Below are 20,116 nucleotides of genomic sequence, written 5' to 3'. Positions count from 1 at the left end.
CTATACGAACTGTTTTAGTTCAGCAATTCCGCTCAGAATACCATTTTCTATGCTTTCCAATTTTACAATAATAGCTTTCGGCCTTTCATAAACCACCTCTTCGTACACTTCTTCCTTGTATTTACTGATGCTTAAATCATATTCATTTTCAATAATTTCGGCTTTGGGAACAAAGAAGTATTTGGCCTCTCTGTCGTTTTCTTTTTGATTGTTTCGTGCTTTGAATTGCACAACAATGTCGGGCAAATCGCTGGCGTCAATTTTATTTCGTTTGTCGTCCAGCGTGTAGCCATCGGCCTGCATATCGTAAAACCAAACCCGATTGGTTTCTCCGCCTTTGGTAAATATCAAAATGGCGGTACTTACCCCAGCATATGGTTTAAATACGCCGCTTGGCATGGCAATCACGGCTTTTAGTTCTGCTTTTTCAATCAGCATTTTCCGAAGCGCTACAAAGGCATTGCCGCTTCCAAACAAAACGCCCTGCGGTACAATTACGGCAGAAGTACCACCCATTTTCAGCATGGTAAAAATGCGTTCCACAAAAAGCAATTCGGTTTTGGTAGTCGGCAATTTTAAACTGGCATTGATGTCGCCTTTGTCGATGTTACCCGTAAATGGCGGGTTGGCCATGATGATATCATACTGCGCATCCTCATTGAAACTCTTGCTCAGCGTGTCTTTATAATCAATCCGTGGTTCGTCAATGCCGTGCATCATCAGGTTCATCAGCCCGAGGCGTACCATGGTGGTATCGATGTCGAAACCAAACATGCTTTTCTCCAGTATTTGTTTCACCTCTTCAGTCAGAAATGCGCTCATGGTGGCCCGTTCAAAACCATCCTCGTCAACCACCAATTTCGCTTGATCGGCTTTGCCAACCAAATCGGTCAGAATATACTGGTAATAGCCCAGGATAAAACCGCCGGTTCCGCTGCTTGGATCGGCCATGCGCTGCCCCAATTGCGGCGCAACCAGTTCCGACATCAGTTTAATGATGTGGCGCGGCGTGCGGAATTGTCCGTTTTTACCGGCACTGGCAATTTCGCTCAACAGTAATTCGTACACATCGCCTTGTATATCCTGAAAAGCCTGTCCGCCTTCGCTGGCATCTTTTTCTATTTCAGTAAAAAGCTGCTCAATAATATTGATTGCTTCGACCAGCAACGAAGCTTTTGGCATAATAAACACGGCATTGGCCATGTGTTTAGTAAAAAGCCCCTCGGCGGCATTCAGCGTGGCAGGAGAATTACTTTCCGATTGAAATTCTTTCAGAAACGGGAAAACCTTAGTTTGCACATGCAGCAACATTTCGTCGGCAGGGCGGCGTTTGAAATTGCTCCACCGCAATTCGCCTTTGTCAATTTCGTCGCTGCTGCCTGGCACTTTATACTTTCCGCTGAAACGCGACACGTATTTCTCGCCTGTAAATTCGGCGTCACGTTCACGTTTGGCTTCCAGATCGTCCAGCCGTTTCATGAAAATTAAATAAGTGATCTGCTCAATGGCCGTAAGCGGATTGCTGATTCCGCCACTCCAGAAGTTGTTCCAAAGTTTGTCGATGAGCGATTTTATGCTGGAGTTATTTTGTAACATGCTAATTTATAAGTTTTTCTAAAAATGGGATTCCTACGCCTATAATAATTGCAATTCCGAAACTCAATAATGTACCAATGAGAACATATTCTGTTTTCGGAGTTTCAGTTTCTTTGTAACGTAATATTGATTTGCCGGCAAGTATAAATCCTACCGCTTCAAATTGTCCATTTAAAATCAATACCAGTGAAATAATGCGTTCGCAATTGCCGATGAGTTTACCGGCATTTTGAATGCTTTCACTGTCAGTGAATTTAATATTATAAACTTTCATCACTTCCCCGATGAAAATATTGGCAGGTTTTGTACATAAAAGGAATCCAAGAACGATAAGCAACTCATGAGTAGACCATGACAGTTGTAGATTTGTATGAATATCGAAAAAATGATCAAAAAGAAATACACTACCTATTATTACAAGCATGTGCAATGTCTGATCAATAAAAAAAGAGTATTTCGCAATCTTATTTTTTGAGGCAAGTATTTTCTTAAATCCATCAATTAACCAATGTAGCAAGGCTATAGCTGCAGAAACAACTACAAATTCCCATTGAAAAGAGAGTATCCACGAAAGGATGAAAACGATTAGAATGTGCCATTTAAGCATCTTTGATGCAAACCCACTATCTAATTTCTCTTTAGCCATATCATGGCTTTGGAAGGTAAAATCAGCAAGCAGATGGGCAATTATTTGCAAAATCAAGATTTGAGCAAAGGTCATCATGTTACTCTGATTTAGATTTCATTAATTTTTCAAAATACAAGACAGCTTTCTCAATAGCATTCCAACCAAGGCTTGTTGAATGTTCATTCACCGTTGATTGAAATAATTTCAATTCTTTCGCAATGGTATCTTCGCTATTTCCCAATAGTTTCAGGTAGAGAATATTCGATTGCTTTGCCGTGGCTTTACTGATTAATACATCCAGCAAGGCCAATAACGGCTCCAGTTCGCTGGTAAGTTGTTCATCATTCGTTTTAATAAACAAGGTGTTTTTTATTACAATCCTTTCTTTATCAAATGTGGCACTGATATCACTAATCGTTCTTCCTGAAAAGTAGATCGCTTCTCCATCAATAATTCCTTTATCACGATCAAATCGGGTTATTTCGCCAATACCAATTGCTAATCTAATGCCGTAGGTTTTAAATGCACTTAATCTCTTGTCATGCGAATCCTCTAATTCAAGAGCACAGGCTTTAACTCGACTTTTTATTAATAAGGCAACCCGAAGTGCATTTGCAGGATCAGGAATATAACATTCCAGATAATCACCTTTAATCATACGGGAAAACACATCAAACCTAGCCCCTAATTCCTGAAACAATTGACCAATTGAACTTTCAATTTTAGGCTTATCTGCATCACTAAGACTAGTATATGCAATAACATCTCCGGAAATAACTGCTCTATTCATATGAGTATATTTTGAAGTAAATGTAATACTTCTATCGGTAATAACATCTATAAATAGTATTTATCGGTTAATTAACACATATTCAATCAATATCGGTTCTATCACCTATAAGCTCATCATTAACTCTATGACTAGATTTAGAAACAACACGTCAACAAGTAGAAGTAAGATGACAACCTAAAAAGGTCACTTATTTCTTTATGCTGCAATTAATTTTTCGGTCAATTTTAATATTTCATTAATCTCATTCGGATTGAAAATGCCCCGAATCCCTTCCGGGTGAAGCAAGGTAAAAGGTGATTCAATCAGATTTTTCCGTGTCAACTCACCCTTTTCGATGATGAAGGTGCGAAGTAAGTCTAAAAACTGCAATTGACGGCTCGAAAGGTAGGAATGTGCGGCAATAAATTCATCGAAGCCTTTTGAAACGGTTTCAGGAAACGATTGCAAAATCTCGATTCCCAAAATGTGTTTGATGAATTGTACAAACACCGCCTTCCGGTGATTGTAAACCCGGCGCAGCAAGTCGATGGTAATGTGCGGATGTTCATCGTGCAATTCCTCCGACAACTGTTCGGCCTCGGCTTCGCTGATTTCCTGACCTTCTTTCAGCTTTTGCAAAATCGGATTGGCCAATACCAGCTCGTTGATTTTTTGCTCAAGCAATTCGCGATATTTGGCAATGCTCAAAGCCTCATGCTGTGGCCCAAATTCCACATATTCTTTTTTGCTGATTAGGTCTTTCAGATTGAATTTTTCGGGGCCAAGCGGAATAACCGATTCTCTGTATTTCATCAGCGGAGCCAGTTTTTCAATTAAGTCATCGAATTTTTCTTCTGAAATGGTCGCCCAATAATGGTTGGTTTGCGCCTGCCTGATCAGGTATTCCTGTTTGGCAACCACATTCACACTTAACGGAAGTTCCCCGATTTCCTCAATGATGCTTAATTTGAGGGTTTCGTATTTCGAAGAAATCACATCGTTCGGTGAAAACGGTTTCGAATAGGGAGCATTGTCTCCCTTTAGTCGTTCCAGCGAAACTTCAACAATATCTTTTTCAAACCGCATGGCTTTAAAATCGGTATCGGCAACCGTCCGGAACAATGGTTTTACTAATGTTTTCAGGAATTCCAGTTTGTTGCTGGTCAGATTGATCCAAAAATTTTCATCCTCTAAACTTCGCAATTCATTCCGGGCTTCCATAATTACTACTGAAGTTTTGGGCAAAGTGTCGATTTGCGTTTTCAGTTTTTGAGTTTCCTTTCCGGCTGTTTCAGCAAGGTTTAATTCAATTGCCTTTTCAATTTTTTCAAGCCTCAACCCAAACAACCGAATAGGTAGAGGAATCTGAGGTCTTAGCTCTTTACCTCTCGGATTTAGCTTGAAATATTCGAAATTATCCCAACAATCCAGAATCAGGAATTCGTCTTTTTGGGTACACCAGGGTTTTATTTTAGCGCATTCGAGCAATCGGGTTCCACGGCCAATCATTTGCCAGAATTTGGTGTAAGAATATACCGGCTTGGCAAATACCAGATTGGTGATTTCATGGATGTCGATACCCGTATCGAGCATGTCCACACTCAGAGCCACACGAGGCATATCGTTATGTTTAAATTGATCTAAAAGCCCGCCTTTGCCATAAACACGCGGATCTTCGCTCACGATAACTTTGGCTAATTCGCCTTTGTATTCAGGATAAAGCGAATCGAAAATTTCTTCGATACGCCGTGCATGGGCTTTGGTGATGCAAAAAAAGATTGTTTTTCCAGGCAAAACACCGTTGCTGTCTTTGATCGATTCTTCCATGAATTCGCGAACGATCAAAGCATTTGTTCCCCGGTTAATTACCGTCTTTTCCAGTTCAGTGCCTTCGTAATTGATTTCCTCAATTTCTTTTCCTTCCAGAATCAAATTTTTCTGATCTTCCAGTGCAATGGTTCGCTTGTTGATTCCTTCATCCTGAAACTTGGTCTTGATTTTCATGACCTGGAAGTTGCACAAGTAGGGCGGTATATGGTTCACTGCTTCGTCATACGAATAGGCAAAAGTTGGAACTCCATCTTCGGTTTCAAACAACTGAAACGTGTTGTGGTCGATCACATCAGTTGGAGTGGCTGTTAAGCCTAAGGTAATGGTATTGAAGTAGGTAAGCACTTCCTGATAGGTATTGTAAATACTCCGGTGGCTTTCGTCCACTACAATCAAATCAAAGAAATGAGGCGAAAGCGAATTTTCTTCATCACGGATCACATTCAACATAGTCGGATACGTTGAAATGTAAATTCGCCGATCCGATACAATTTCCTTTTCTCCTTGTTTGGGCCAGCGCGGTTCGTTGGGTAAATGTTCTTTGAATGCTTCCAATGCCTGATCACGCAGGGCAATCCGATCAACCAGGAATAAAATCCGCTCAGCCCAACCAGCCCGCATCAATGCATCAACCAAGGCAATGCAGGTTCTGGTTTTTCCAGTTCCGGTAGCCATGACGAGTAAAAACATGCGTTTGCGTTTTTCAATAGCTTCCATCACTGCACGAATAGCACGGATTTGATAATCACGTCCGGCTATTTTGGTATTGATGAGTTCACCAGCCAGGGCTTTCCGTGCTTTTCGAATGTAGGCGTATCGCTCCAAATCGTCACGCGACGGGAAACCGTAAACTTTTTTCGGTGGATAATTATCCAAATCCCAGAAATAGATGTCGTGCCCGTTGGTGTAAAAACAAAATGGCAATCCGTTATTGGTAGATTTATGAATATGGTGGCAGTATTGTTTGGCCTGTTCGCGCCCGATGGCTGCATCAACCGAAGTTTTTTTAGCTTCCACTACTGCCAATGGCTTGCCGTCTTTGCCCAATAAAACATAGTCGCTGAATTGGTGACCAGCATATGGAGTTGAAGCTTCCTCTGCCACATTTTTGTCAATAATAATGTCAAATTCTTCAATTACCTGAGTACAGTCGGTAACATTCCACCCGGCTTGTTTAAGTCGGTGATCAATGATTTCTTTCCGTGTCAGTTTTTCGTTTTTCAACGTTGATTGGATTGATTTTTCAAATGTAATAATAATGTTAAAGAGAACGGGAAAATGGCTACTAAAAAAGAGGTTAAGCCTCTTTCAACCTTATCCATAGTATGGATTGTCTTTACAGGAATAAACTTCTTCATCGACAACCGATGAATGGAATTCCTTGTATCGATATCCTGTTTTGGACATAAGAATCATTCAATTTCTGCAATATTCCGGATCAATTCATAAATAATTTCAGTGCCCTAAACGCCTGAGCCATAAGGTAAAGCGCTTTCAATACCTTCTACTAAACCTTTATTTTGCAATAAGCTTTTGAATTCGATTTTAAGATACGCCTTAACAGTTGGGTTGGCGATCACAATATCTTTCAATAAATCCGGGCAATTGTCGAGAATATAAATAATGTCTTCAAAATCATGACTTTGCCTTAAATCTTCACCACCTCGGCCTTTGTGCGCTTCCAATTTTGTCGCCACATAATATTCTGGAGGGAAAACAAATATTTCAGTTCCGTCGGGTAGTATCTTTTGAATTTCGTTTTCAATTCCTTCGACATACCATTTATTGCTAAACCCAAGGATATTCTCGTTGGTTGGCATTACATCAACCTTTATATCGTTATAAATCCATCGGCAGATTGGAGCTCCTGAAGAAGTATCGTTTGCAAATCCTCTGGCACGAAGATTTTCTTCCAATCTGTAAAATTCAAGTCTGGTGCTTAATCCGATCACACAATCCACATCCAATGTTGGGCGAATATCGGATGCAGCCGGGTCGTTGGCATAAAGTTCAGCTACTGCCCCACCCACAAATACCATGTCATTTTTCAATTCACCCAAACCATTTGCCACCGTTTGCAGCATGTTGATATTTGTACTAGGCATATTCTAATCGTTTTTCAAGTTCCTCAATGGCAATTTTCAGTTCTCTTGCACGGCCAACCCTTATCGTATCTATAATTGCCAATAGTTCATAAAACAATTTATCCTCTTGAATAATTGCCGGTAAGGTTTTATAAAGTGGCTCAATTGATTGTCCCCTTTGGGTGCCTTTGGCATAAGGCCATACATAAACATCGCCACCTGATGCGATATGCTCATTTATTGGTGATGCTGAATGTGCAGTTGGAATGCCCTTAACAACAGCTCCTGGCTCAACAGGAAATACATACTTTAGTCCATATATAAGAAACTCCTTAAACGAATTGATATGGACACTTCTTTTCTTACTGTCAATCAGACCAGCAATTCTACATCGGTTTAATGCTTCAGATACTTCTGAAGGACTCACCTGAAGTGCATTGGCAATATCAATATTACGCCACTGTTGATTGTGAATTGACACGATCTTCAATAACACGACTATGTCCTGTGGCCGCATTCCGTTGTGCTTCTTCATATATAATATTATTAATTCGCGATTCGCGAATTGCAAATATAACTATATTATCATCTCAAGCAAAATAGATACACTTTGTATATAATTCAAGTGCAGTAAGACTTCCATGACCATCACTATCAGTATAAACACACCCAGTATCAAGATTAATCAACTTGTTCTGACTTTGTATATTATCCGTGCAGACAGCTATTGAAATGGGACGATGCCCGTGAACAATGATTTTATCTTTTAACAATGGATGCCCGTATTTTTCTCTACACCTCCAAATCATGTAATACCGGTCTTCAAATGGATTATTTATTGCATCATTAAAGCCAGCATGTACAAAAAGGTAATCCTCAAACTCATAATAATAAATCAACCCTTTGAAAAAATCAATGTATCGAGGTGCAAGCTTTCCCAATGAACTGATTCCAAAACTCCTGAGTGTTTCGGAGCCTCCGTTTTGAATCCAAGTTGAAATATACTCATTATTGTAAATCGTATCCAGTAACATAGATTCATGATTTCCAATCAGAGCAACAACATCGAACCCGCTATTTTGCAGGTCGATGATGTAATCAACAACTTCTTTACTGTGAGTTCCACGATCAATATAATCTCCAAGAAGTACAATTTTGTCATCCTTTCGAATTTGGATTTTCTGCTCTATCATTGTTCGAAATGAATCAAAACATCCGTGTATGTCTCCAATAGCAAAAAGTCTTTGAGTCATTATTTAAAACATTTGGTGAAATACGAGTGATAGTAAAATTAAATTTTCAATGCAATAAACTTAACAATCTGTTTGTCATATATTTTTAACCAGACACCATAAAATTATCACAAAACCAAAGGTAAAGCAATCCTTGCGGATTTTTATGCAGGCAAATAGACAAAATTTTAAGCAAGGCAAATCAGCGAACAACATTCGAAAGAATTTGATCAAATAAAGAAAACACAACAGTGACAGTCGGAGTTCTGGCAAAATAATCCTGGCAATAAAAATGAAACAATAATCAACGAAATGTGAACCAAACAATATCAAATTACGTTTTGGTAAAAAAATCAGCCATCCTCAGAACTTGGGTCGAAAGATCCTAAATCCTCATCATAATATATAAATGCAATTAAGACTATAACGCTGGCATAAATCTATGTTTCCGTTCATGTGCCAAATTGTAGATATTACAATTTACCCAAATTGATATTTGACTAATTGTTAATGCGATAGAAGTTATTCAATCTGTGTTTTATTTGTTCATTTTAAAAATTTATTCTATGAGACAAGTGGACACGCCGGATAAAATATCCAGTGTTCGCCGGAACAAATTGACCACCTTCCGCCGGTCAAAATGGTTGGGTTGCGCCGGAGCAAATTGACCACCCTCTAAGAACGATTTATCCTTGTTGATTAGCGGGCATTTATGATTAAGTTGGCTTTGTTCAATATAATCAAAATGTCAAATAAACTAATCATTATGAGCAAGGTAAGAAGCATTATCAGGCTTTACACCGAGGGTGTAAGTAAACAGTCCATCGGGGAACGGACAGGTCTTCCCCGCAATAGTGTTAAGAAGTATATCAGGTTGTTCCTGGCTTCGGGCAAATCGCCCCAGGAGATTCAACTGATGAGTGACACTGAACTTGAGCAGATGTTTCTGGATATGGTTCCACGCAATCATATTGAGAATGATCTGCGTTATCAATCTCTGGAAGCATTTTTCCCCACCATGGAAAAAGCATTGAAGATCCGGGGAAACACCAAGGAGAAGCTTTGGGAGCAATATTTTGAACAGCATCCTGCAGGCTATCGGTTTTCACAGTTCAAGCATTATTATCTTCTCTGGAAGAAGGTTCGTAATCCGGTTATGCACATTGAGCATAAGGCCGGGGAGAAGATGTATGTTGATTATGCAGGCGAAAAACTCAAGGTTTTAGATCCGGAAACATTAGACATCACAGAGGTAGAGGTTTTTGTCGCCATACTGGGTGCAAGCCAGTTGACCTACGTAGAGGCCAGTTATACCCAACAGAAGGAAGACTTCATCAACTCCTGCGAAAATGCATTACATTACTTCGGAGGTGTTCCTAATGCCATCGTTACGGATAACTTAAAATCGGCGGTAATCAAGAGTAATCGTTATGAGCCAACACTTAATGAGGCTTTTCGTGACTTCGTAAGCTATTATTCGATGGCGGCTTTACCGGCAGCTCCGTATAAACCCAAACACAAAGCGTTGGTAGAAGGTGCCGTCAAAATCATTTACCGTTCGATTTACAGCATTTTAAAGGGTAATGTATATTCTTGCATTGAACTGCTAAATAGCGCGATCAGGGAGGCACTGGAAGCTCATAATAACAGGCCGCTTACAGGAAGGCCATTCAGCAGGCGACAGTTATTCGAAGATACTGAACGACACTTTTTGCACCCTTTACCTGAAAAGAGATATGAGTTGAAGCGACGCTATATCGCTTCTGTGATGAAGAACAATTACGTCTGCCTTGCCGAGGATAAGCATTATTACAGTGTTCCTTACCATTTTATCGGCAAGAAGGTAACCTTGCTTTACAGCCAATCTGAGGTTGAAATTTATCACCGCTACGAGCGAATTGCAGTGCACAAAAGGAACAGGCACCTTTTTGGACACACAACAATAACAGATCATCTGGCCTCGCAGCACCGCTTCATGAGCGACTGGAACCCCGATAAATTTATCGAACGAGCCGCAGAGGTAGGCCCTCAAACAAAAGAATATATTATCCAGTTGCTAAATGCCCGGCAGCATCCGGAGCAGACCTATCGATCCTGCCAGGGAGTTTTAAGTTTTTCGGTACGTGCCGGAAAAGAGCGGCTTAACAATGCTTGTCTGCGTGCACTTCAATATGGCGATTACAGCTATCAGACCATCCGGGTAATCCTTGAAAAAGGACTTGACCGAAACGTTGATGATCAGCAGCATGTTGATCAGTCAATGCCCCCTCACCTGAACATACGTGGTAAAAACTATTACCGGTAATATCTCCCCGGAGGAAAGCTGTAACGGCTACCCCTCCGGGTATTGTTTAACCTTAAATCGAATAAAATGAATGAGCAAACGCTTCAAAAAATGAGACAGATGAAGTTCTTCGGTATGGTTCGTGCCTTTAGAACAAGCATCGAGAATGGCAGCATGATTCAAATGACAGGCGATGAAATGGTATCGATGCTTATTGATGCCGAATGGGATGATCGTAACAATCGCCGCATAGAGAGGCAAATGCGCAATGCAAAGTTCCGTTATAAAGCCAACATTGAGCAGTTGCACTTTGATATAGATCGCAACCTGGACAAAAATCAGTTCATGCGTATGGCTGAGTGTACTTTTATCGGAAGAAAAGAGAATCTTCTGATCACCGGGAGTACCGGAATAGGCAAGAGCTTCATTGCTTCTGCTATCGGAAATCAAGCCTGTACCCTTGGGTTCAAAGTACTTTATGCCAACACTACAAAGCTGTTTACAAGATTAAAAATGGCCAAAGCAGATGGTTCGTACATCAGAGAAGTTGCAAAGATAGAAAGACAGGATCTTTTGATTCTGGACGATTTTGGCTTGCAGCCGCTTGATGCATCAAACAGGTCGGTACTTATGGAAATCGTGGAAGATCGTCACGGAAACCGTTCAACCATTATAACCTCTCAGTTGCCAGTGGCACAATGGTATGAGGTTATCGGAGAACAAACAATAGCGGATGCAATACTTGACCGCATTGTTCATGATGCTCATCGAATGGAACTTGTAGGAGAATCAATACGAAGAAGACAACGAAACAAAATCGTAGAAACTGTTGAATCAGAATAAATAAATCTAATTTTGTATAACTCTAATCAAAACAAGGAAATGATCGTTCTCAATATTGAAAATAGGTGGTCAATTTACTCCGGCGAAAGGTGGTCAATATAAAACGGCGCGGACTGGTCAATTTAACCGGCAAATCCAATTAGTCACATCAACAAATGCCAACCCGGTATAAATGCAAAAAACAAAAAGATCACGAACACGATCCAAACGCTCTTCCGGAATCTTCAATTTCACCAGTTTATCAACCTCTTCAATTGTCAAAATATCCCGTTGAACCGTTTTATAGGTAAGCTTGAATTTGTCGAATGGATTTTTATTCATATAACCTTCAGCCAGGCCTAGGCGAATCACTTTCCCTAAATTTTTGATGTATTTCATTGTTGAATTGTGATTACATTTTCTTACAACTTTAAAATAATGCTCATAGTCATTTAAGAATTTATAATCTATTCGGTCAAGTACTATATCATCTTGCCCAAACTGGTATTTTATAAAAGTTGCAATATGACTTTTTGAGGTATTGTGTCTTTTGTAAGTAGCTTTTGCAATATCAATATCAACCAGTTCTTTTAATTTATTATTATGAATTTCATAGAGTTCCAGAATAGTGGGTTTATGGATTTCATCTGCATCTGGTAGTCCTTTATACCTTGTTTTAAGCAGGTCAGCAGTGATTTCTTTTCCTTCAATAATCAGTCGATGCCTAATTTCATTAATCTTGAAAGTAGTCAACTCCAAAAAATCATTTATTTGTTTGGCTTCTCTCGTTTGTCCTTTACATTTTTGTAGTTTCTCATGCCAGATTTCTGTTGCTACACTTTTGCCCAATGAAATTTCAATTCGACTTGAATTAACTGTAATTCTGACAAATAGAGGACCAAATTCTTCATTTGTTACTCTGCTTTTTCTTACAAAAAAGCGAACCGAAAAAGTTTCTTGTTTTTTCATTGCAAATAAATTTAATTTTTGTTTGTAAAAGTATTTTAGCAATGGAAGAACCCGAAACGCAAAGTACTGCATATTAAAGAAATGCGCTCTTAAAAGGGGGCAATTGAGTGAAAAGGTGCTGCCCCCTCTTTGCCCCCTTTGCATATGCTTTTTTTTGCATTTATTTGCAGGAGCTAAAAATAAAAAACTCCTGTAAATGTGGCATTTACAGGAGTTTGCTTTGATATGCTTCTTGAAAAAGTGGAGCTGGCGGGAATCGAACCCGCGTCCAAACGAGGAAGCAATATGCTTTCTACATGCTTATCCCCAGACTTAATTTTCGAATAAAAGCTGGATCAGGGCCACCGACTTTTACCTTAGCTTCTTAATTTTGCAGAAGTTCCGAAGCACAACTTCCACTATCCCCGATTTATTTGCACCGCCTGATCGGGCCGCTTCAGGGAAGTAGCACCCGGGCAATGTCTCGTTCCAGCACCTAGTACCGGAATAAAGTGTAATCTACTTTAAGTTGATTACGCAGCAAGAGCGTAGTTATTTTCGCCAATTGAATTTTGAACGCCCAGATTTACGGGCTGTGCGATCAAGGCCCGTCATGCTTACATACCTCTTCTACCCGCTGTCAAAACCAGTCAGCCCCGGTATTAAGGACTGTAAAAATACACTTTTTTATGCCAATTCAGGAATATCTGATTCTTTTAATTTTTGAGGCGACTTCAGGCTTCCACAGTTATTTAATCCAAAAGTCAAACTTTTTTGTTCCTTCCAGATATCCTTCAAGACGATCCCCAATATTTACCTTTCCAACACCTGCAGTAGTTCCGGTATAAATCAAATCGCCAATTTTCAGGGTAAAGTATTTCGAAACATGTGCGATAATGTCATCAATCGGGAAAATCATCAAAGCTGAATTTCCTTCCTGAACAGTATTTCCATTAATATCTAATCTGAAATTTATTGCATTCCGATCAGGTAATGAATCAACAGACACAAACTCTGAACAAATCACTGCCGAATGATCGAATGCCTTGGATTTTTCCCAGGGTAATCCTTTATCTTTCAACGCATTTTGTAAGTCACGTGCTGTAAAGTCGATACCAAGTCCAACTTCTTTGTAATAACGGGAAGCAAACTTTTTTTCGATGTTTTTACCCAACTTACAAATTTTCACGATCAGTTCAACTTCGTGATGCACATCGTTTGACCAATCTGGAATATAAAATGGATCATTATTCCGGAGCAACGCCGAATCGGGCTTCATAAATAAAACCGGCTCGGCAGGAACTTCGTTATTCAACTCTTTGGCATGCGCCACATAATTGCGGCCTACACAGATTATTTTCATACAATATTATTTTTATTGTAGAGACGCAATGCATTGCGTCTCTACAGCGCCAATTAATTATCTTTCATTCTTAATTTAATCGCTGTCAGCACTTTTTTAGTGTACAACGGGAATTCGCTGTTCAGAATCCAACCGTAATAGCCGGGTTGTTCGCGCAGAACTTTCTCAACTGGGATGCCTTTATTTTTTCCGAAGTTGATAATCTCAACCCCCTTTTCGTCATATACAATACGGCCAACAAAGTCGACATTGGTATCGTAGGCCGAAAATTCGCTTAGCGCCTGAATATCATTCACTATAGGTTTCGAAGTCTTACCATGTGCATCTTCGTATTCCTCGTCTTTGTAGACATCGAGCTGAGCTTTCAATACTTCGTAAGTCGCTTTCGTATCGGCCATCGCGCTATGCGCATCTTCCAATGGTTTCTGGCAGTAAAATTTATAAGCTGCGGCCAAAGTGCGTTTTTCCATCTTGTGGAAAATGGCCTGAACATCAATGAATTTGCGTTTCTTTAAATCCAGATCGACGTCGGCCCGCAAAAACTCTTCAGCAAGTAGAGGAATGTCAAAGCGGTTAGAATTGAATCCTGCAAAATCGCAGCCTTCCATAAACTGGGCAATGGTTTTGGCTACTTCTTTAAAGGTTGGTTTGTCTTTTACGTCCTCATCGGATATACCATGAATTTTGGTCACTACCTCCGGAATTGGCATTTCAGGATTAATCCTGTATTGCTTTTCTTCTTCTTTTCCATCCGGATGAACTTTAATCAAGGCAATTTCAACGATCCGGTCGGTCACTATATTCATTCCTGTTGTTTCCAGATCAAGAAAAATCAACGGATTTTTGAGGTTCAAATTCACGATTAAAAATTTAAGTTTTTGTAATTATTCAGAAAAGAAAAAACCTAACGGCTCATCACCATTAGGTTTCTCCTGTGAGCCTAAATGAGATCAGGCATTTATCATCATTGGCATTAAAAGCATCAATACGTTTTCTTCTTCGTTCTCATTTTCAGCAGGCAAAAGTAAACCAGCACGGGTTGGATCAGAAAGTTCAACTTTTACATCAGTAACCGAGAGGTTCGATAAAATTTCCTGAAGGAAAGTTGATTTGAACCCAATTTCCATGTCATCACCTTCGTATTGGCAATTCAATCGTTCAACTGCAGATATGGCAAAGTCGACATCCTGAGCCGAAACAACCAACTGGTTTTCAGTTAATTTCAACCGAACAAGATTACTTGCCTGATTGGAGAATACCGATACGCGACGAACTGTATTGTAAAATTCAACACGGTCGATAACCAGTTTATTTGGATTGTTTTGTGGAATAACTGAATTATAACTTGGGTAATTTCCTTCAACCAAACGACAAATCAGTTTATAATTACTCAAAGTGAAGAACGCATTTTTATCATCAAATTCCAGTTTCACATCAAAGTCTTCTTTTGGAAGCAAACTTTTCAGGATAGCTGCCGGTTTCTTCGGAAGGATAAACGAAGCGTCTTTTTCAGCCTTAGCATCGAAACGTTTATAGCGAACCAGCTTATGAGCATCAGAAGCTACAAACTTCATATCCTCGGTAGTCAGTTCAATAAAAATACCATTCATTACCGGACGAAGTTCATCATCGGCAGTCGCAAAAAGTGTTTTGTTGATACCACTTAGAAGCACGCTGTGATTCACATTAATGGTTGAAGCAACACCTTCATTCAGAATGGGTTGTTGTGGAAAATCTTCTCCGTTTTGGCCCACAATGCTAAATTTACCGTTTTGCGAAAAAATATCAATCTGGAAAGTTTCAGGATCGATCTGGAAAGTCAGCGGTTGCTCCGGGAACTCTTTCAGCGTGTCGTTCATCCTTTTTGCCGGAACAGCAATAGTTCCAGTTCCGCTGGTGTTTTCCAATTCCAGACTTGTAATCAAAGTTGATTCAAGATCAGAAGCGGTAACGGTTAAACGATTATCTTCCAGCAAAAACAAATAATTGTCGAGAATTGGAAGTGTATTTTTTGAGTTGATTACTCTGCTGATAGCAGAAAGATGACTAAGTAATTCAGTACTTGAAACAACAAATTTCATCGGTATTTTTTTAGAGTTTTTATATTCTTTTTACAATTTATTCGCCTTGAAATCACTTGCCTATACAATTAAACGGAAGCTCACGAATATACAAACTTTGCCATTTTTAACCTATTGATGAACGATTATTTTATCCAAAAGTATTTAGCATTTATATTTGCGGCGGCGAACATACACATACACAGCTCCAAAAGCCGAAATCAAAAGAATTGGAACCAACACATTCAGCAATTGCCACGTCAGTTTTTCTTCCTTTAGCCTGACTTTATCGAGCAACCTGATTTTAAACACCCGCGAACGCAATTCCATCAAGCCCTCATCATCGCAAAGATAATTCACCGCATTGAGCAACAACGCTTTATTCCCGAAAGTTTGTTTCGAAAAGCGGTCGTAACCAAGCGGCATATATTCCGGGATTCCTCCCTGAATGCGGTACTGGTTGGCGATTAGATTTCCATCCGAAAAAACGATCATTTTGGTAGGCATACTTTCGGTTTTCACTGCTGAAGATTTTACGCCAAACGAATCGACCATCCGATTTTTAAATACCGAGGTAAACGTACCTTCCAATAACACTCCAACTGCTTGCGATGGCTGCCGGAAAAGATTCCGATCAATCGGATTGTTCGCACTGGCCAGGCTCACTTCGACAGGCGCTTCAGTAACCAAAGAATAAGCCGATGTTGCCAATATAACCGTTTTGCGAACCTGATTGCCTTTTCCAACGGTATCAATCGAGCTTACAAATTCGCCTTTTACCCGGTTCAAACTTTTACTGATCACCTGATTTTCGGAAGGAATCAGCAATGGCGAATAATACCAGGGCGCAGGCGTAAACTTAGACGAAGTACCAGTAATAATTGGAATCAACAAACACTCAGCATCCTGAACCAGATTCGCATTCAGGCGAACTCCATAGCGAAACAACTGATCGTCCAGGTTCAGGCTTCGGGGGAATGCCAAAGTCATATTTCCGTTGCTCAAACTATCCAGGCTAACCGAAACCGGATCAATCAGCCAAAGAATTCGACCACCATTCATGGCATATTGATCGATCTGAAATTTTTCACCTTCAGTAAATTTCTGAGACGGATTGGCTACAATCAGAGCTTTTATCCGTGATCCATTGGTTGCCAGTTCAGTGCTTGTGACATTAAAAACATTGTATTTTTCAGTCAGGCTGGTAGCGATGTCGTGAACTTCATGATCGTTCAATTCTCCTTGTCCGGTCAAAAAAGCAACCGACTGTTTTTCAGGACTCATCAATTCAGCGAAAGCGGCTGAAAACTCGTATTCCAGACTTTCAATTGAATTGTTCAGATTAACTTCAGCATGAGCATTTTGATTGTTTTTCAGTAAGTTGACGCTTATCATCTTATTGCCATACTCAATCAATGCGCCCGGGAAAATGCGCCGGGTTATTGTTCCCTGATCGGTATTCTGGCGAATATCAGTGGGCTGAAGTCCTTTCCCTGCAAGCTCTTCAAAAAGCTGGTCACGACGTTTGGCATCAGAAATCTCGTAAGGATCAACCACTGTCAGATTGATCAGTTTCGACGAATAAGCGTTGTAATCGGCGATCTTTTCCTGAATCGATTTTTTCAGTTTCCGGAAACCTGCCGGTAATTCGCCATCGAGATAAAGTGTAATGTTTACAGGCTTTTCAAGGTTTTTGACCAGCTTTTTGGAAACATCGGTAATTGAATATCGTTTTTCAGCCGTTAAATCCAACCGAAAAAACAATTGTCCGGAAAGAATGCTCAGGAACAGAACGCCAATCAAAACCAGAATTCCTGATTTAATTTCTCTCCTGAAATTAACGGTGTGGAAATGAATAATCCGACTGGTAAGGAACAAGAAGATAAAAACAACTGAAATAAAATAAACCAAGTCGCGCGAATCGACCACTCCCCTGCTTATGGAAGCATAATGTTCATTTATCCCAAAGCCGGTTATCCACTGCTGAAGCGCCGAAGGTAATTGCATGGCTCCCACAAAATCAAACCCAAGGTATGCCACAAACGAAAGGAACAGCGCTAAAATAAAGGCAAATATCTGGTTGTCGGTCAATGCTGAAGCCAATAAACCGATAGCTACATAAATCGCAGCCAGAAAAAACAGGCCGAAGTACGCTCCCCAGGTACTGCCAGTATCAATACAACCCACCGGATTACCCAATGCATAAACCGAATAGAAATAAATTAAGGTTGGCAGCAAAGAAATGGCAACCAGCAGCAGTCCGGCCAAAAATTTAGCCAGCACAATCTGCATCACCGAGAGCGGCCGGGTAAGCAAAACTTCCATGGTTCCAAGTCGTTTTTCTTCGGCAAACAGGCGCATGGTGACCGCCGGAACCAGGAAAAGATAAACCCACGGAGCCAGGGAGAACAAACCATCAAGCGAAGCATATCCACCGTCCAAAACATTATAGTTTCCAGGGAAAACCCACAAAAACAAGCTGGTAGCCAGCAGGAATACAAACACAACCACATAGCCTGTGAGCGATCCAAAAAAACTGGTAATTTCTTTCTTTAGTAAACTGAACATATATCACAAAAAATCAATTCATTAACCTATTCATCTCAAACCAAAATCCCAAAGGGATTTAATATTAATCACCCCAATGAAGTTGGGGGAAAGAAACCGACCACAAAATCAGAACCCTGAAAAGGGTTCAATTTTAACTTTAAATATACCAATTGAACCCACTTCGGGGTTCTCAATCCATTCTTCGCTCTTTTTCCCCAGATTCTCTGGGGATCATTAATATTAATCCGCCTTCGGCGGATTACCAATTCAACAAACATCTAATAAATAACCAATTACAGAATATACGAAAATAAAAATGCCCGTTTCTCAAACCCAAGTTTCAGGTAAAATTCGTGAGCCTTTTCGCGATGGAACGCCGAATCCAACTCCAATCGTTTTAATCCTTTATTTTTCGAATCCTGAATTGCTTCATTGATAAGCATTGTTCCAAATCCCTTCCCTCTGTAATTTTCATCAACAACCATGGCATACATGTACGATATATAGCCAGCTTGCCACAAATTATTCACAATTGCATAAGCGCAAAACCCTATTACTTCGCCAGAATAAGCTAAACAAAATAGCTCATCGGTATCAGAATTTACGCCCCGATCAAAAACAACCTTGAGCTCTTTTTTATCCAGTTCCTTATTCGGCCAAAGTTGCTCAAAAAGAGGATAGACCTTTTCAAAGTCATTTTCTGTCGATTTCCTTATTTCAACATCCATATTATCGTTTTAAAGAACCTTTAATTTTTCCACCATCAATTTGGCTGCCCGTTGTGATGCACCGGGATCACCGAGCTTGATCATCATATCGCGGTAATCATCGAGCATTCGCTTTTCATTTTTAGGATCGTGAAGAATTTTATTGAGTTCTGAAACTACCTTCTTCAATGTAAAATTCCACTGAATCAGTTCAGTAACAGCTTCACGCCCTAATATGATATTCACCAGCGAAACAAATTTAGTTCTCAGGAAAAAATATTTCAGGAAGTTAAACAACCAACTGGGAGTCAACCGATAAACAACTACCTGAGGAACATTCAAAATAGCGGTTTCGAGCGTTGCTGTTCCTGATGAAACTATCGCAGCACGGCTGTGAATCAATATTTCGTAAGTTTTGCCCCAAATAACCGGAACCGAACTTTCCTTCATAAATGGTTGATAGAATTCAATTCCCATGTTTGGAGCCCCGGCAATGACACATTGGTATTCCGGAAATTGAGCCGCTGCCTCCAGCATGGTGGGTAATAAAACGCTGATCTCGCCTTTCCGGCTACCTGGCAAAACGGCCAATATTGGCTTGTCGGTTAACTTATTTTCTGCAATAAAACGAGGAAAATCCGGAGCCGTTTTCTTCTCCAGAATAGCGTCGAGCAGAGGGTTGCCGACATAGTTGACCGGATAATTGTATTTGGCGAAGAACTCGGTCTCGAAAGGCAAAATGGTAAACATTTCGTCAACATAGGCAATAATCCGGTGAACCCGTTTTTCTTTCCATGCCCAAACTTTGGGTGAAATGTAATAAAAGGTACGTATTCCGTGGGCTTTGGCGAATTTGGCCATCCGGAGATTGAAGCCTGGATAGTCAACTAAAATCAGCACATCGGGATTGAAAGCCAGCATATCCTGTTCGCAAAACCTGAAATTTTTCTGGATCGTCCGGATGTTCATAATTACCGGTACAATCCCCATAAAAGCCAGATCGCGGTAATGTTTCAAAACGGTCATTCCTGCATTTTCCATCAGGTCGCCGCCAAATCCACGAAATTCGGCTTCGGGATCAATCAGGATAATTTCTTTAATCAGGTTGGAAGCGTGTAAATCGCCCGAAGCTTCACCGGCTAAAACGTAATATCTCATGAGTTACGGGTTACGGGCTGCGGGTTACAGGTTTCGATTTAGGTGTTCCCGCACCTCGAAACTTGTAACTCGCAACACTGTT

16 protein-coding genes and 1 other RNA gene are annotated in these 20,116 nt (G+C 40.2%); 2 read left to right on the top strand and 15 right to left on the bottom strand.

Translation table 11 applies throughout. The features are described 5' to 3' along the window. The 7 genes from AQPE_RS19840 to AQPE_RS19810 all read right to left on the bottom strand — a co-directional run bounded on the left by AQPE_RS19840 (window position 1) and on the right by AQPE_RS19810 (window position 8,163). Complete coding sequence (locus AQPE_RS19840; protein WP_318348235.1) at window positions 1-1,596, bottom strand: type I restriction-modification system subunit M; 1,596 nt, start codon at window positions 1,594-1,596, stop codon at window positions 1-3. A gap of 1 nt (window position 1,597) precedes the next feature. Continuing rightward, on the bottom strand, window positions 1,598-2,320 hold the full coding sequence (locus tag AQPE_RS19835; RefSeq protein ID WP_318348234.1) for a DUF3307 domain-containing protein: 723 nt from the start codon (window positions 2,318-2,320) through the stop codon (window positions 1,598-1,600). Between the two features lies 1 nt (window position 2,321). Continuing rightward, complete coding sequence (locus tag AQPE_RS19830) at window positions 2,322-3,014, bottom strand: hypothetical protein (protein ID WP_318348233.1); 693 nt, start codon at window positions 3,012-3,014, stop codon at window positions 2,322-2,324. Window positions 3,015-3,212: 198 nt separating this feature from the next. Beyond that, on the bottom strand, window positions 3,213-6,050 hold the full coding sequence (locus AQPE_RS19825; protein ID WP_318348232.1) for a type I restriction endonuclease subunit R: 2,838 nt from the start codon (window positions 6,048-6,050) through the stop codon (window positions 3,213-3,215). A gap of 239 nt (window positions 6,051-6,289) precedes the next feature. After that, a complete protein-coding gene (locus tag AQPE_RS19820; protein ID WP_318348231.1) occupies window positions 6,290-6,931 on the bottom strand; it encodes a hypothetical protein in 642 nt (213 codons plus the stop codon). Continuing rightward, window positions 6,924-7,445 carry a hypothetical protein gene (locus AQPE_RS19815; protein WP_318348230.1) on the bottom strand — a complete coding sequence of 174 codons (522 nt, stop codon included), beginning with the start codon at window positions 7,443-7,445 and terminating at the stop codon, window positions 6,924-6,926. The genes AQPE_RS19820 and AQPE_RS19815 overlap by 8 nt, the downstream gene beginning before the upstream one ends. 55 nt (window positions 7,446-7,500) lie before the next feature. Beyond that, complete coding sequence (locus tag AQPE_RS19810; protein ID WP_318348229.1) at window positions 7,501-8,163, bottom strand: metallophosphoesterase family protein; 663 nt, start codon at window positions 8,161-8,163, stop codon at window positions 7,501-7,503. 745 nt (window positions 8,164-8,908) lie between these two features. Between AQPE_RS19810 and istA the strand changes: the two genes are divergently transcribed. Together istA and istB are read left to right on the top strand one after the other, a co-directional pair. After that, complete coding sequence (istA, locus tag AQPE_RS19805) at window positions 8,909-10,447, top strand: IS21 family transposase (RefSeq protein WP_318346873.1); 1,539 nt, start codon at window positions 8,909-8,911, stop codon at window positions 10,445-10,447. 90 nt (window positions 10,448-10,537) lie between these two features. Then, window positions 10,538-11,269 (top strand): IS21-like element helper ATPase IstB, encoded by a 732-nt coding sequence (gene istB, locus AQPE_RS19800; protein WP_318346872.1) that lies wholly within the window; start codon window positions 10,538-10,540, stop codon window positions 11,267-11,269. Window positions 11,270-11,386: 117 nt separating this feature from the next. On the opposite strand, the gene AQPE_RS19795 is transcribed toward istB, so the two are convergent. The 8 genes from AQPE_RS19795 to lpxB form a co-directional block, all read right to left on the bottom strand. Further along, on the bottom strand, window positions 11,387-12,217 hold the full coding sequence (locus tag AQPE_RS19795; RefSeq protein ID WP_318348228.1) for a site-specific integrase: 831 nt from the start codon (window positions 12,215-12,217) through the stop codon (window positions 11,387-11,389). Between the two features lie 238 nt (window positions 12,218-12,455). Continuing rightward, window positions 12,456-12,854: a transfer-messenger RNA gene (ssrA, locus tag AQPE_RS19790) on the bottom strand. A 90-nt stretch (window positions 12,855-12,944) separates the two neighbouring features. Beyond that, window positions 12,945-13,559, bottom strand: coding sequence for a fumarylacetoacetate hydrolase family protein (locus tag AQPE_RS19785; protein WP_318348227.1), 615 nt, complete (start codon window positions 13,557-13,559; stop codon window positions 12,945-12,947). Between the two features lie 53 nt (window positions 13,560-13,612). After that, the gene (locus AQPE_RS19780; protein WP_318348226.1) at window positions 13,613-14,419 is read right to left on the bottom strand and encodes a 3'-5' exonuclease; all 807 of its coding nucleotides are present in this window, start codon (window positions 14,417-14,419) and stop codon (window positions 13,613-13,615) included. A gap of 90 nt (window positions 14,420-14,509) precedes the next feature. After that, the gene (gene dnaN, locus AQPE_RS19775; protein ID WP_318348225.1) at window positions 14,510-15,640 is read right to left on the bottom strand and encodes a DNA polymerase III subunit beta; all 1,131 of its coding nucleotides are present in this window, start codon (window positions 15,638-15,640) and stop codon (window positions 14,510-14,512) included. Between the two features lie 144 nt (window positions 15,641-15,784). Beyond that, on the bottom strand, window positions 15,785-18,187 hold the full coding sequence (gldG, locus tag AQPE_RS19770) for a gliding motility-associated ABC transporter substrate-binding protein GldG (protein ID WP_318348224.1): 2,403 nt from the start codon (window positions 18,185-18,187) through the stop codon (window positions 15,785-15,787). A gap of 275 nt (window positions 18,188-18,462) precedes the next feature. Next, the gene (locus AQPE_RS19765; protein ID WP_318348223.1) at window positions 18,463-18,897 is read right to left on the bottom strand and encodes a GNAT family N-acetyltransferase; all 435 of its coding nucleotides are present in this window, start codon (window positions 18,895-18,897) and stop codon (window positions 18,463-18,465) included. A gap of 9 nt (window positions 18,898-18,906) precedes the next feature. Continuing rightward, complete coding sequence (gene lpxB, locus AQPE_RS19760; protein ID WP_318348222.1) at window positions 18,907-20,034, bottom strand: lipid-A-disaccharide synthase; 1,128 nt, start codon at window positions 20,032-20,034, stop codon at window positions 18,907-18,909. Between the last annotated feature and the right edge of the window lie 82 nt (window positions 20,035-20,116).

It is taken from the genome of Aquipluma nitroreducens, assembly GCF_009689585.1.
GTDB lineage: Bacteria > Bacteroidota > Bacteroidia > Bacteroidales > Prolixibacteraceae > Aquipluma > Aquipluma nitroreducens.
Note: the sequence above shows the minus strand (reverse complement) of the source record. Positions and strands in the feature narration are given on the sequence as shown.